The following is a 14,499-nucleotide window of genomic DNA, read 5'->3' as shown; positions in this document are numbered from 1 at the left end:
GAAAAAAATTAATCTTCAATTTCAAGAGGTTTTCCAATCTCATTTATTTCATCGGTGTTGCCTATACCTTTTGGATTAGGTCCGTATTCGTTTGGTCCATGTTCACTATCACCAAAAAGCATCCATAAACCATAAAATGGAATAAGTTGATACCAGCCGCTGTTACCACGATCGTGGCAGCGTTTAGCGCCTTGAGCAAAAAGGAACCAAAGAAGAGGTATAACTATTACTAGTAAAATAATACTTCCGGCATCTCCTAGTTGCGAAATAAGTAATCCTGAACTAAAATAGATAGCTAAGTAAATAAGGTAGCTAAGTCCGTATTCGGTACGTCTTATGCGCCCATCAAAAGAAAAAGAGGTTTTAAACATAATTATATTTGTTTTGGTTAATGTTAATATTTGATTTGGGATTAAAGTTGATTATATGTGTTTTTTTTCAGCATGTTTATTGTAATAGAAATAAGCCTTTATCTTGGTATTTCAACCGTTTCAATAATTTGTTTTATTACCTGTTTGCTAGTTACGCCTTCCATTTCGCGTTCTGGTGTAACAATAACACGGTGGTGTAATACAGGAATGGCAGCGCGTTTAATATCTTCTGGTGTTACAAAATCTCTACCACTCATAGCAGCAAAGGCTTTACTTGATTTTAAAATGGCAATAGATGCTCTAGGAGAAGCACCTAAGTATAAAAATGGATTGCTTCTTGTAGCAACAATTATTTGTGCTATGTATTTTAGTAAATGCGATTCAACTAAAACCTGAGTTACTAAATGTTGATATTTCGCAATTTGCTCTGCGGTTAAAAACGATGTAATTTGATTGGTTTTTGCTTTGTCTTGCAGTTGATGCTCGCGCGATAAAATTTCAATTTCATCTTCTAAATTGGGATAATCTACGTCTATTTTAAATAAAAAACGGTCTAATTGAGCTTCAGGTAACCGGTAAGTGCCTTCTTGTTCTACAGGGTTTTGGGTTGCTAAAACCATAAATGGTGCATCTAATAAAAATTTATTTCCATCAATGGTAATTTGTTGTTCTTCCATAACCTCAAAAAGGGCGGCTTGTGTTTTTGCTGGGGCACGGTTTATTTCATCAATTAAAATCATATTCGAAAAAATAGGCCCTTTTTTAAACTCAAACTCCGAATTTTTTAAGTTAAAAACCGATGTTCCTAAAATATCACTTGGCATTAAATCGGGTGTAAATTGTATGCGGCTAAACCCAACGCTTAACGATTTTGCTAGTAATTTAGCAGTAACCGTTTTAGCCACACCTGGAACACCTTCAATTAAACTATGACCTTTAGCTAAAAGCGACGCAATAAGCATATCTACCATGTCTTTTTGTCCAACAATTACTTTACCAACTTCTTGTTTTATTTGGGTTATACTTTGTTGTAGCTCGGTTAAATCTAAGCGGTTTTTAAACTCTAAGTCGTTAGTGCTGTTTAGAGCGCTATCGTCGATAGACGACACAACATCTTCTGTTTTTTTAGGTATATCTTGATTGTCTTCCATAATTATTTTGTGTAAAATGCTTCAATTTGGCGGTTTAACTTAATTAAGTTTTCTTCGAAAAACTCATTTTTACTTCGTAACCAATTTATATAATTTATAAGCGGTTTAATGTCTTCTTTTTTCTTGCCTGTTTTAGCGCTTAATTTTGTTAAAAAAGCATCATCTAAAACGGTCGTGTTTATATGATAATCGGTTCGAATGCGCTCTAAAAAATAGGTGATTTTTTTATCGACTATATTTTTATAATCTTGGGTTTCTAAATATAAATTAGATACTGTTTTTACAAAACCAACAGTTGTGTTTTGCAGCGGTTTTATAATTTTAATAATGCGTTGGCGACGTTTAGCATTAAAAATCATAAATAAAATACCAAAAATTATTGCGGTATACCAAGCCCATTTAAATGCGGGTTGTTGCAAAAACCAACTTAAATTCGATTCTTTTTCTACATTGGCAGTATAACGTGTTTGCATTTTTGTATACGAATCGAAATAAATATCGTCATCTGGTAAATACGATATTATGCCTTCAACATATTTGTAACGGTTGTTTTTTAAAACATTATAATTGGTGAATACTTTAGGTTCGGTATGCAAAAACACTTGGCCTTCACCAAACGGCACTTTTATAAAATTAGCGAAGCTTTCTATAGTTTTAGAATGTCCTAAAACGCTGTGATTAATACTATCGAAATACGAGAAATACTGCATAAAAGCACTTCTGTCTATTTTTATATTTTTAATATCCAAATACTTTAACGAGTGGTAGGTAATGCTATCTTTTTCGTTATTTAAATAATCAATGCTAACATCTAAAGTATCGTGAAACTTTTGTGGAAATACATAGTCTGATAAAAAAAGAGTATTGCCATTATCAACAAAATTTAAAAGTTCGTCAATAGATTCTTCGCTTAAATAATCGGTATTACCAATAATTATGTAGTTTCCTTTAGCGGTGTGGTCGCCATAACCATCCTCAGAATTTGCTTGTAAATAGCTATCGGGTTGATGGTAAATGGTTCTTATTTTACGGTTTTTAAATAAGTTATTTAATTCTTTGTAAAAAATACTTGTGCCATAAGGTTTGTTACTTTTTTCGTTAAAGGATTCTTCCCAATCTACGGTGCGCGTAACTTTTACGCCCATAAAAAATACGCCAACAATAATTATGGCCGTCAAAACAAGTATTATTGGTAAGGCCTTTTTCATTTATTAATGGTGTTTAAAAGGGTTTCAAAATTATCTTTGGCTTTGCCGTATTGTACAGTGTTTACAGGAAATTCGCCATACCAAATGTAGGTGTACAGATAAGATGTATATGAAAATTGTTTACTAAACGGTTTTTCTGAAATTTCGTTATAATACTCGCTATTGGTTTTGTCGTCTTCAAATTTTATGTAGTTTTTTAAACTGAGTTGTTTAAGCACTAACAAGTAATAATACCGAATAGCTAATCTGAAATTATTATCATTTTCAGCATTTTTGATAAGTGATTTTATATCGGCAGATTCAATATTTTCGGCAGTAATATCTTCAGAAAAATTTACTTTTTTATGTTTTCTGGCCGTAAATAGGTTAGAGCCACCCTCGTTAACTAAAATATAGGCTAAAAATATAACGGCAAATGCAATGGCTATATAAAATATTAAATTTAGAGGTTGTGTATTGATGGATACAGAACTTGAGTCTTCTTCTACCTTTGTTTTTACTTTTTCTTTATTATATGCTTCGTATTCGCCAGAACCAGATTCGGTATGACCAATAATTTCTTCGCCTTCATAATTAAATTTATCGCTGGAATAGCGCGATTTAAAATCCTCGTCAAATTCGCGTAATTGTTCTGGTTGCTGAATAATTTCAGAACAAAATAGCGGTTGAAAACTATGAAGCATCAACACACAAATAATTAAAGTATGTAATTTAAATGAATTCAAATGATGTGTTGGTTGTTTGGGGGCTTTGTAAAATAATTTTATTCTACAGTTTAATGATTTTTGTGATTAATTCATGTTCTCCTTTTTCGGTAAATGTGCTATAAGTTATTTTAACACTACCATTACCTAAATTTTCAAGCATATTTTCTTTTTGAATATTATCATAAATGTTACGATTTACTGAAATAGGATCGATAAGATTAGGTTGATAATAGTTTTTAACATTTAATATGTGAAGGGTTGAATAGGCATTAATATTGCTATAAACACTAATGTTTTCAGATCCATCGTTATTTAAGTCTCCAATATTTGTTAATTCACCGGAAGTTGTGTTTATAGTTATTGGCCAAATGGTCTTGTCTGAAAAATGAATAACACTGTTGTCACAACCGATATAATCATCATATAATATGCCGAATTCTCCTTCTTCTAGTTCGTCCTCTTTTATTATATATTCTGAATGAACTAGTCTTTTAGGAGTTTCAATCCAGGCAAATTCTTTTTTTCCATCTCCATTAAAATCACCAAGTATTTTTTTAGTATTACCAGTATTTTTGTTTTTCGAAATAATTTTATCCGTAATAAGGTCTCCTTCCGTTGTGATTTTCCAGTAGTTGTTTGTATGTTTTAAAATTAAGTAGGATGGATAATATTTTGTTTTGCCATTGACTATTACCTTTTTAGAAAAGGCGATTTTGATTTCATTTTCAAGTAGATTTTTTGTTAATTCTGAAATACCATTGTTTGTTTGAGTAAATTGTTTGAACTTTTCAAACAATTTTGATTTATCTTCAATAATATAATTATTAGATTTATTATGTCCATAATAATTAACATTTTTATCATACAAATCGGTAAGTTTTCCTATGTTTTTTTCGTTATGTAGGTTATTCCAAATTTTTAAAAAATTTATTATTTGAGACTTTTCATCACTTAACTCTGTCTGAGAATTAGAACAATTAGTTATTAATAAAGAAAGTGTTATAGTAATTAGGTACAGTTTGTTTTTCATTTTTTAATAAAAATTTATGATTGATTTTTTAGATTCCGTAATTTGTTTTTGAATTTTAAAAGGATAAATAAGATAGTAATATGAAATAAATCCTAAGGTTGATAAAATAATACCAACCGATAGCCAATGCGGCATAATGTTAGAATATCGGGAAATGAAACCTTCTAAAAATCCAGCACAAAAGGTAAACGGGAAGGTGCTAATTAAAATTTTTATTCCAGTTTTTGCTCCCAATTTAAACGATGTATACCGCGAATGTGTACCCGGAAATAAAATGCTAGCGCCTAAAATTAATCCAGCGGCGGCTTCAATAACTATGGCAAAAATTTCCATAGAACCATGAATCCAAATACCACGAACACTTTCCCAAAAAACACCTTTATCGTAAAAAAAGTATTGAAACGAACCTAACATTATACAGTTTTTAAACATAATATAAAGCGTGCCAATACCTAAAAACACACCTAACACAAAAGCAATAATACCAACTTTAAGGTTGTTAATGGTAATGCCAATAAAACTACCCCAATTGCTACCGCTTTTGTAAACGGCAACCGGGTCGCCGGCTTCAATATTTTCGAGCGACATGTTTACATAGTGGTCGCCTAAAATAGAGCGTACAAATTCACCATCGTTAGCTGCAGAAATAGCGCCAATAAATGTAAATGCAAAAAATATAATAAAGGCAACATAAATAAATTTGCGGTATTGGTAGCAAATAAGCGGCACTTCGGTTTTCCAGAATCGAATTATGCGATTAGTATCTTCGGCTTTGGTTTTATAAATTTTTTGGTAGGCTTTCGCAGCAAGCTGATTTAAATAGGCAATAACCTTACTTTTAGGGTAATAGGTTTGTGCGTAAGCCAAATCGTTTATAACGTGAATGTATTGAGAGGCAAGTTCATCGGCATCTTTAAAATCATTATTAAAGATAGCTTTTTCAAAACTTAACCATTTTTCCTTATTTTGCTTAATAAATGCAACTTCCCTCATATAGATTATAAATTAAATTATAAAATGTCAGAGTTACAAATTAACACTACTCAAAATGTCAAAATTTCATTCAATGCTGCAGGTGGTGGAGAACGTTTGTTGGCTTTTGTAATAGATAATGCCATAAAAATAGGGTATATGCTGCTTTTAAGTTACACTGTTGGCGCGTATCAAAACATGGATCAATGGTCGCAAATTGCTATAAATACCGTATTAAGTTTTCCGGTAATGTTTTATACGCTGGCATTAGAGTCATTTTTACAAGGCCAAACAATAGGCAAACGATTGCTAAAAATAAAAGTGGTAAAAATTGATGGTTATCAAGCCACGTTTTCCGATTATGCGGTGCGTTGGTTTTTTAGGGTAGTCGATGTTTATATTTTTGGTTTAGGCTTTTTTGTTATGCTATTTAATAAAAAAACACAACGTTTGGGAGACATGGCTGCAGGAACAGCAGTTATAGCATTAAAAGATAAAGTTACCATAAAACACACCATTTTAGAAAATTTATCAGAAGGTTATAAACCAACATACCCAACGGTTATAAAACTGTCAGATAACGATGCTCGAATTATAAAAGAAACCTTTATTAATGCCAAAGCATCAAACGATTACCTAACATTAATAAAATTACGTTCTAAAATTATGAGTGTAATGGAGTTAAAATCTATGAAACATAAATCAGATATCGAATTTATAGATGCCATTTTAAAAGATTATAATTTTTATACTCAAAATATGTGAGCAGAGAACCACATTTTTCAAGAGTAACGCAGAAAAATGTGTGTGAATCGCTCATCCCGAAGGCGATTCGGGATCCTAAGATTAAAGTTACAAGGCAAAAAAATATAATTAGTTTTAATTTATTCTGAAGATTTTCAAGAGTAACGCAGAAAAATGTGTGTGAATCGCTCATCCCGAACACGTTACGGGATCAATTTAATTTAAACACTCAGAATAACTTAAATTTTAGGTTATTCTCTTTTCAAAATACAACAACCAAAAAACATTTTTATTAGTTTCGCAACCTAAACCAACAACTAAACGGAATGTTTTTTACCATCGATATTTTAGGAACCATAGCATTTGCCATTTCTGGAGTTTTGGTAGCTATCGATAAAAAAATGGATTTATTCGGAATCCTAATCATTGCATTTGTAACGGCAGTTGGCGGTGGTACATTGCGCGATTTACTAATTGGCGACACACCAGTAAGTTGGATGAAAAACATTGCCTACACCTACGTCATCATAGCATCAGCCATTTTTGCTATCATTTTTCGAAGCAAAATCAATTATTTACGCACCTCATTATTGTTATTCGACACCATTGGCATTGGCTTGTATACTTTAATTGGCATAGAAAAAGGCATAAGCGCCAACCTTCACCCAATCATTTGTATCGCTTTAGGCACTATAACCGCAAGTTTTGGCGGTGTAATTCGCGACATTTTATGCAACGAAATCCCCGTTATTTTTAGGCGCGAAACCATTTATGCAACCACATGTATTTTAGGCGGTGTCGTTTATTTTACATTAGGCCAATTACCAATAAATAACAATATTGTGTATATTGTTTCAGGAATTGTAATAATTGTAACGCGCTTATTATCAGTAAAATTTAAAATTGCATTACCAAATATTTATAAAAACTAAATGGGCGTTACCACGCTTTAGGGCGCGGTCGGGCTTTCCGTTACAATCTTTTGCTTAGGCAAAAGGATTTCCACTGCAATCCCTAACGCAGTTCGCAACATCTTTTAAAATTTGTAGATAATGATTAAGCTTAAAACACTAAAAATAATACTATTAATTGTTTTAATTAGTTCGTGTGCTAAAAAACAAGAAGCTATTATAAAAATAAAAGAAGTAACGCCTTGGTGCATTATTGGTTTCGATACTAAAAACCGAACTCCAACACAGCGTATAAACATGCTAAAAGAATTTGGCTTAAAAAAATACGGATACAATCGCGGGACAGCCGATTTTACTTCAATGACCGAAGAATTTAAATTGGCTAAACAAAATAATATAGAAATAACATCTGTGTTTTTATGGTTAAATGCAAAACGAGATACCATTGGTAAATTAAGCGAAGCTAATACAATGTTGTTAAACGGCTTAAATAATGCGCCCTTTAAACCAGCAATTTGGGTAAGTTTTAGCGATAATTTTTTTAAAGATTTAAACCAACAACAATCGGTTGAGCGCGCTGTGAATATGATAAGGTACATTAAACAAAAAGCAGATGCTTTGGGCTGTAAATTAGCTTTATACAATCACGATGGTTGGTTTGGTAACCCGCTAAATCAACTCGAAATTTTAGATGTTTTAAATGGCGATTCTATTTCAATAGTTTATAATTTTCATCATGCTTTGGAGCATTTACAGCAATTCCCAAGCATTGCCAAGAAAATAGCGCCGCATTTATCGTACGTTAACTTAAATGGCGTTAAAAAAGAAGGACCGCAAATTTTGCCAATTGGAGCAGGCGATTACGAACTAAATATGATTAAAGTCCTATTAAACGAAGGTTACAAAGGGCCTTGGGGCATTTTAGGACATATAAAAACAGAAGATGTTCAACAAGTTCTTAATAATAATTTGAATGGTTTAAAACTAATAAACCAACAATTGCGTGAACAATAATAAGTTATTCAATAATTTCAACCTTTCTAATATAAACGTTTTTATTAGGCCAATCGGCTTCATCTGTTTCTACTCTCGAAATTTTATCAGCAACCTCCATGCCGCTAGTAACGTGACCAAAAACGGTATAATCGCCGTCTAAAAAGTGCGCACCACCTTTTTGAGTAACTATAAAAAACTCGTAAGGCGAAGCCAATTTATAAGGATCTTCAATTTCGCTACTTGGCATTGATATAGCACCGCGGTTGTGTTTAAAACCACGCTTTGTATCTGGTGGTAATAAATAAACGCCAATTTTATTACGTTTATCACGTGTTTTGGTATCGTCGCTGTTTCCACCTTGAATTACAAAATTGTCGATTACCCTATAAAACTGCGTATCGTTAAAGTAGTTTTGTTTAGTTAAAAAAATAAAATTCGAGCGGTGGTATTTGGTTTCATCATAAAGTAAAATGTCAATATTGCCAAAATCGGTGTAAATACGCACTTTGTTCTCTTTGTGTTTTTTGTCGTAATCCTGAAAAAAGTACATGGCGTTTTTGGTGGTGAGTTTTTTGTAACCCGTTTTAGCTGATTTGCTAGAGTCTTTTTTAGTGGTTTCCGATGTATCACTTTCAGAAGTTATTTTCTTCTTAGTTTTTTTATCTTCACAATTCAAAAAAATAAAACAGGCAAACAACAAATAGATAAAACGCATAAATGAATTTTGATGATTTTTTAATATTGCTTTCAAAAATAAAAAATAAAGACTTACCAGCCGAAACATCGCATTTTAAAATGGTGCCTCCTTTTCGGCAGGAATTGCTTAAAAAACAACAAAAAGCTATTAAAACTGCCAAAAAAGCTGGTGTTTTAGCCTTGTTTTATCCAGATTTAAAACATGAAACTAAATTTGTTTTAACATTACGTAAATCGTACAAAGGAGTTCATTCGGCACAAGTTTCATTTCCTGGAGGTAAGTTGGAACCTCAAGATAAAACTCTTGAAGAAACCGCTTTACGAGAAACCTGTGAAGAAGTAGGTATACCAAAAAAAAACATTACCGTTGTAAAAAAATTATCGCAAGTTTATATACCACCAAGCAATTTTTATGTTTATCCTTATTTAGGTTTTGTAAAAAAAATGCCTAAATTTATAAAAGAAGAAGCCGAGGTAGAAACCATATTAGAAATTAACTTAGAAGATTTGTTAAACGATAAACTATTGATAAGTAAATCTTTAAAAACATCATATAGTAAATTGGTTGAGGTTCCGGCTTTTTATTTAAACCAGCACATCGTTTGGGGAGCAACCGCAATGATGCTTAGCGAAATTAAAGACTTAATTAAAGGCTGCCTGTAATAGGTTTGTTTTATTACATTTGTACTGCTAAATTAATTGAAGGGAGATTGTATGGGATTGTTTAAAAAAAATCCATTTGGGCATATATTATTTTTAAAAAAGTGGCTTATTCGTATTTTGGGAGCAATTTCCCATAGACGTTTTCGAGGCTTTAACGAATTACAAATAGAAGGCTCTGAAATAATTAAGGACTTACCCGATAAAAATGTTCTTTTTATATCGAATCACCAAACTTATTTTGCCGATGTTGTTGCCATGTTTCATGTTTTTAATGCAAGTTTAAGCGGTCGCGATGACTCAATAAAAAATGTGGGCTATTTATGGAATCCTAAATTAAATATTTATTACATAGCTGCAAAAGAAACCATGAGAGCTGGTTTATTACCAAAGGTTTTGGCCTATGCCGGAGCAGTTCCAATTGAGCGTACTTGGCGAGCTGCTGGACAAGAAGTGAAGCGTCAAGTAAAAATGAGCGATATTTCTAATATTGGTAAAGCCCTCGACGATGGTTGGGTAATTACATTTCCTCAAGGTACAACCACTCCGTTTAAACCTATTCGAAAAGGAACTGCGCATATTATAAAAAAGTACAAACCTGTTGTAGTGCCTATTGTTATTGATGGATTTCGTCGTTCTTTCGATAAAAAAGGACTTAGAATAAAAAAGAAAAATATTCTTCAAACTATGGAAATTAAAGCTCCCTTGGATATTGATTACGACAACGAAAGCAATGAAGAAATTGTGAAAAAAATTGAATTTGCTATAGAACAACATTCATCCTTTTTGAAAGTTATTCCCCAAAAGGAACTTGAAGAGCAAGAAAGATTAAACAAACTGCGTGAATGGTAAATAACTTAAGGCATGATAACACTAGGTTGCAAGTTGTCGATGCGTTAAGAGGTTTTGCCCTATTTTTAATTTTTTTAATTCATAATATACAATATTTTGGAATTCAATTTAATTACCAAAGTAGTTGTGCATGGTTAAATGATTTAAATAATTTTCTGTTTCGATCCATTTTTGTTCTCTTTGGTAGTAAGGCATTTCAGATTTTTTCTTTGTTATTCGGACTAACGTTTTTTATTCAAAAAAGAAATCTAGAACAAAAAGGGATTAATGCTACCAAATTTTTCTTGTGGCGTTTTTTTTTATTATTCTGTTTTGGACTTTTTAATTCCATGTTTTATTATGGAGACATTTTAACCATATTTTCTTTTGTTGGAATATTTTTAATCCCTTTAAGTCAATTAAAAAATAAATGGATTTTATGTATTGCTGTGGTTTTAATTTTTCATCCTATTGAAATTCTTAAATTAATAAAATCCATGGTCATTCCTATGGATTATGTTAAAGATGTCTTTGTATTTACAAATAACGGAAATGGAGTAAATAATATACTAAAAGATGGTTCGGTACTGGATGTTATAAATAATAATTTGTTTTACGGGAAACTATCTAACTTTAAATTAAACTTTAATGTAGGTCGGTTATCTGCCATACTCGCTATGTTTTTAATGGGACTATATGCAGGTAGAAAATGGTTATTTGCTTTAAATAATGCAAAAACTATTCTGTTTTGGAAAAGATTATTAAAAACTTCAATTATTTTGTCTGTTATTTTATTTGTTTTATATAAATATGATTTTGCATCTTTTGGTAGTGATAATATTCAAAAGTTTATAAAGTTTATTTTATTAACTGTAATCAATACATCAATAGCTTTTGTAATTGTTTCAGCTTTTGTTTTATTGTTTAAAATTCGGTTGGGATTTAAGCTTTTTAACCAGTTTTCATTTTTAGGAAGAATGAGCTTAACAAATTATATTTTGCAATCTGTAATTGGATCATTTATTTATTATGGTTACGGTTTAGGGTTGTATAAATTTGTTGGGGCAGTAGAAGCTATTATAATAAGTGTTTTATTAACGGTGCTGTTGTCAATTTTTTCAAAGTATTGGTTAACAAAACATTTGAGAGGGCCTTTTGAAGCATTGTGGCATAAATCGAGTTGGTGTTTTTTTAGAAAATTTGGTTAATAACTACTAATAATTCTGTTTTTTAAAACTTAGAAAAATTTCTATTTTGCAACGCTAATTTAATATTGTTTTAAGTGAAAGTTTGCATAGCAGAAAAGCCAAGTGTAGCGCGCGAAATAGCATCGGTTTTGGGAGCAAATACCAAACGCGATGGGTATTTCGAGGGTAATGGTTATGCGGTTACTTATACTTTTGGACACTTATGCACACTTAAAGAGCCAAATGATTATAAACCTTACTGGAAAAGTTGGGATTTAAATAACTTACCCATGTTGCCCGAAAAGTTCGAAACCAAAGTGGTTTCAAATTCAGGGATACAAAAACAATTTAAAATAGTAAAATCCTTATTTGATAAAGCCGACGTGGTTATAAATTGCGGTGATGCGGGTCAAGAAGGAGAACTTATACAACGTTGGGTTTTAAATGAAGCAAATTATAAAGGGGAAGTACAACGTTTATGGATTTCTTCATTAACCACTGAAGCCATAAAAGAAGGCTTTAATAAATTAAAACCCGCAGCCTATTACGATAACTTGTACTATGCAGGCTTTTCTAGAGCCATTGGCGATTGGTTATTAGGCATGAATGCGACTAGATTGTACACGGTAAAGCATGGAGGGTATAAACAGGTACTATCGGTTGGCCGAGTACAAACACCAACCCTGGCTATGGTTGTAAACAGGTTTAAAGAAATTGAAAATTTTAAACCACAACCCTATTGGGAATTACAAACCACTTATCGTGAAACGCTGTTTAGCTACGAAGAGGGACGCTTTACAAAAAAGGAAGAAGGTGAAGCACTTGCTGCTAAAGTTAAAGAAAGCGATTTTACAATAGAATCCATCACTAAGAAAAAAGGAAAGGAATACGCGCCTAAACTTTTCGATTTAACAGGTTTACAAGTGTATTGTAATACAAAGTTTGGGCTTTCGGCCGATGAGACCTTAAAAATTGTACAGTTATTATACGAGCGTAAAGTGGTAACCTACCCAAGAGTAGATACAACGTTTTTACCTAACGATATTTACCCAAAAGTACCTGCAATACTTAAAAATTTAACTAATTATGCGAGTTTAACGGAACCGCTTTTAGGTAAAAAAATAAAAAAATCGAGTAAGGTTTTTAACGATAAAAAAGTAACCGATCATCACGCTATTATTCCAACAGGAGTACAAACACAGTTAAACCCTGCTCAGCAGCAAGTATACGATATTATTGTAAAACGTTTTATAGCCGTTTTTTACGATGATTGTACCGTGGCAAATACAACCGTTATTGGTAATGCGGCACAGGTGTTGTTTAAAACTACAGGAAAAGTAATTTTAGACAAAGGTTGGCGTTTAGTTTTCGACACTTCGTCTGCGCTCAGTGTGGCAAATGATAAAACCTTGCCATCATTTTCTAAAGGCGAAAAAGGCCCACACGAACCTTCGTTTTTAGAGAAAGAAACCAAACCACCAAACCAGTTTACAGAAGCTACGCTTTTAAGAGCTATGGAAACAGCAGGTAAACAGGTTGATGATGATGAACTGCGTGATTTAATGAAGGAAAACGGTATTGGTCGTCCGTCAACACGGGCAAATATTATTGAAACTTTGTTTAAGCGCCAGTACATTAAACGTAATAAAAAGCAAGTTTTGCCAACTGTAACTGGTATTGCTTTAATAAATACTATTCAAAATGAATTGTTGAAATCGGCCGAACTTACGGGACAATGGGAAAAGCAATTAAAAGATATTGAAAAAGGTGAATATAGCGCTGCTGCTTTTATTAAAAATATGAAGCGCATGGTTGATGCTTTGGTTTACGAAGTACGAACCGAAACTAAGCGCGCCAATATATCGCAAGCGAATGTAATTAAAAACTGCAAGGCAAAAGAAGCCAAAGTTAAAAAGGCAGGAATTACATCTGAAACTTGCCCGAAATGTAAAAAAGGAACGCTGCTAAAAGGGAATTCGGCTTACGGGTGCACGCAGTACAAATCGGGTTGTAATTTTAAAATGCCTTTTAAGATTTACGATAAAAAAATATCGGAAAAGCAATTTATTAGATTGTTACAAAAAGGAAGCACGGTAAATTTAAAAGGGTTTAAAACAGAAACCGGAACCGTTGAAGGCTTATTGCGTTTTGATGATAATTTTAACTTAAAATTAGAACCCAAACAAACTGAAGCTACGAATACTAATATATGTCCAAAGTGTAAAACGGGAAGTATAATAAAGGGAAAAACGGCTTATGGCTGTTCGGCTTACAAATCGGGTTGCGATTTTAAAGTAACTTTCGATGTGGTTAAAGCTAAAATTAGTGGCCAAAAACCAACCAAGGAGTTGGTTTATAAAATTTTGGGTGAAGCTTATGTGTAAGCATAGGCATTTTATTATTTATAAACCGTACCGTTTTTTAAGTCAGTTTAAAAGCAACGACTCCAAGCAACAAAAAAAGCATTTTTTAGGTGAATTACATGATTTTCCTGAAGGGACAATGGCTATTGGGCGTTTAGATGAAAAATCGGAAGGTTTATTGTTTTTAACTACAAACGGACAAACAAGCGATTTTATAAACAGCCAAAAAGTAGAAAAGGAATATTACGCTCAAGTAAATGGCGATATAACTCCTGAAGCCATAGAACAATTAAAGCAAGGCGTTGAAATTGGTTTTAACGGTAAAAAGTATAAAACCAAACCTTGTAAAGTATTTAAGTTAGGTGCTTTACCAGAACTTCCTGAAACTACGCAAAAAATACGTGATGATAGGCATGGGCCAACAAGTTGGATTTCGGTAACGTTAAACGAAGGCAAGTTTAGGCAGGTTCGTAAAATGACCTCGGCTGTGGGGTTTCCTACGCTGCGTTTAGCTCGTGTGCGTATTGGTGATGTTTTAATTGATAGTATGCAACCTGGTGATGTTATTGAGGTTAGCAAACTATTGCGTTAGGGATTGCAGTGAAAATCCTTTTTGCCAAGGTTTGAAACGTAATTGTGAAAACAAAATATTAGTGTTTTTAAATTGAAAAC

The 14,499-nt window shown here is 32.5% G+C and carries 15 protein-coding genes; 8 read left to right on the top strand and 7 right to left on the bottom strand.

The features are described from left to right. Positions 1-8 precede the first annotated feature (8 nt). The 6 genes from PW52_RS08385 to PW52_RS08360 form a co-directional block, all read right to left on the bottom strand. Entirely contained in the window at positions 9-371 is a 363-nt protein-coding gene (locus tag PW52_RS08385) for a DUF805 domain-containing protein (protein WP_044632481.1), read from the bottom strand. Between the two features lie 98 nt (positions 372-469). Continuing rightward, positions 470-1,522, bottom strand: a complete 1,053-nt coding sequence (locus PW52_RS08380; protein WP_082050872.1) for an AAA family ATPase — start codon at positions 1,520-1,522, stop codon at positions 470-472. 2 nt (positions 1,523-1,524) lie between these two features. Further along, complete coding sequence (locus tag PW52_RS08375) at positions 1,525-2,730, bottom strand: DUF4350 domain-containing protein (protein ID WP_044632480.1); 1,206 nt, start codon at positions 2,728-2,730, stop codon at positions 1,525-1,527. Next, positions 2,727-3,455 carry a hypothetical protein gene (locus PW52_RS17115; RefSeq protein WP_131453991.1) on the bottom strand — a complete coding sequence of 243 codons (729 nt, stop codon included), beginning with the start codon at positions 3,453-3,455 and terminating at the stop codon, positions 2,727-2,729. Before PW52_RS17115 ends, PW52_RS08375 begins: the two co-directional genes overlap by 4 nt. Positions 3,456-3,498: 43 nt before the next feature. Next, positions 3,499-4,467: a hypothetical protein gene (locus PW52_RS08365; protein WP_044632479.1), complete on the bottom strand. Its 969-nt coding sequence runs from the start codon at positions 4,465-4,467 to the stop codon at positions 3,499-3,501. 3 nt (positions 4,468-4,470) lie between these two features. Further along, positions 4,471-5,460: a stage II sporulation protein M gene (locus PW52_RS08360; protein WP_044632478.1), complete on the bottom strand. Its 990-nt coding sequence runs from the start codon at positions 5,458-5,460 to the stop codon at positions 4,471-4,473. A 24-nt stretch (positions 5,461-5,484) separates the two neighbouring features. Between PW52_RS08360 and PW52_RS08355 the strand changes: the two genes are divergently transcribed. The 3 genes from PW52_RS08355 (at position 5,485) to PW52_RS08345 (ending at position 8,108) form a co-directional block, all read left to right on the top strand. Beyond that, positions 5,485-6,204, top strand: a complete 720-nt coding sequence (locus PW52_RS08355) for an RDD family protein (RefSeq protein WP_044632706.1) — start codon at positions 5,485-5,487, stop codon at positions 6,202-6,204. 305 nt (positions 6,205-6,509) lie between these two features. Then, a complete protein-coding gene (locus tag PW52_RS08350) occupies positions 6,510-7,115 on the top strand; it encodes a trimeric intracellular cation channel family protein (RefSeq protein WP_044632477.1) in 606 nt (201 codons plus the stop codon). A gap of 120 nt (positions 7,116-7,235) precedes the next feature. Further along, on the top strand, positions 7,236-8,108 hold the full coding sequence (locus PW52_RS08345; protein WP_044632476.1) for an apurinic/apyrimidinic endonuclease family protein: 873 nt from the start codon (positions 7,236-7,238) through the stop codon (positions 8,106-8,108). 4 nt (positions 8,109-8,112) lie between these two features. On the opposite strand, the gene PW52_RS08340 is transcribed toward PW52_RS08345, so the two are convergent. Beyond that, on the bottom strand, positions 8,113-8,805 hold the full coding sequence (locus tag PW52_RS08340; RefSeq protein WP_044632475.1) for a peptidylprolyl isomerase: 693 nt from the start codon (positions 8,803-8,805) through the stop codon (positions 8,113-8,115). A gap of 2 nt (positions 8,806-8,807) precedes the next feature. Between PW52_RS08340 and PW52_RS08335 the strand changes: the two genes are divergently transcribed. The 5 genes from PW52_RS08335 (at position 8,808) to PW52_RS08315 (ending at position 14,419) form a co-directional block, all read left to right on the top strand. Next, complete coding sequence (locus PW52_RS08335) at positions 8,808-9,449, top strand: NUDIX hydrolase (protein WP_044632474.1); 642 nt, start codon at positions 8,808-8,810, stop codon at positions 9,447-9,449. A gap of 51 nt (positions 9,450-9,500) precedes the next feature. Further along, the gene (locus PW52_RS08330) at positions 9,501-10,298 is read left to right on the top strand and encodes a lysophospholipid acyltransferase family protein (protein ID WP_044632473.1); all 798 of its coding nucleotides are present in this window, start codon (positions 9,501-9,503) and stop codon (positions 10,296-10,298) included. Then, the gene (locus tag PW52_RS08325; RefSeq protein WP_044632472.1) at positions 10,292-11,485 is read left to right on the top strand and encodes a DUF418 domain-containing protein; all 1,194 of its coding nucleotides are present in this window, start codon (positions 10,292-10,294) and stop codon (positions 11,483-11,485) included. The genes PW52_RS08330 and PW52_RS08325 overlap by 7 nt, the downstream gene beginning before the upstream one ends. A 74-nt stretch (positions 11,486-11,559) precedes the next feature. Next, positions 11,560-13,848 carry a type IA DNA topoisomerase gene (locus PW52_RS08320; RefSeq protein WP_044632471.1) on the top strand — a complete coding sequence of 763 codons (2,289 nt, stop codon included), beginning with the start codon at positions 11,560-11,562 and terminating at the stop codon, positions 13,846-13,848. After that, positions 13,841-14,419: a pseudouridine synthase gene (locus PW52_RS08315; RefSeq protein WP_044632470.1), complete on the top strand. Its 579-nt coding sequence runs from the start codon at positions 13,841-13,843 to the stop codon at positions 14,417-14,419. Before PW52_RS08320 ends, PW52_RS08315 begins: the two co-directional genes overlap by 8 nt. Positions 14,420-14,499 lie beyond the last annotated feature (80 nt).

Source organism: Neotamlana sedimentorum (genome assembly GCF_000943565.1).
Classification (GTDB): domain Bacteria; phylum Bacteroidota; class Bacteroidia; order Flavobacteriales; family Flavobacteriaceae; genus Neotamlana; species Neotamlana sedimentorum.
This window is presented reverse-complemented; position numbering and strand designations above follow the sequence as displayed.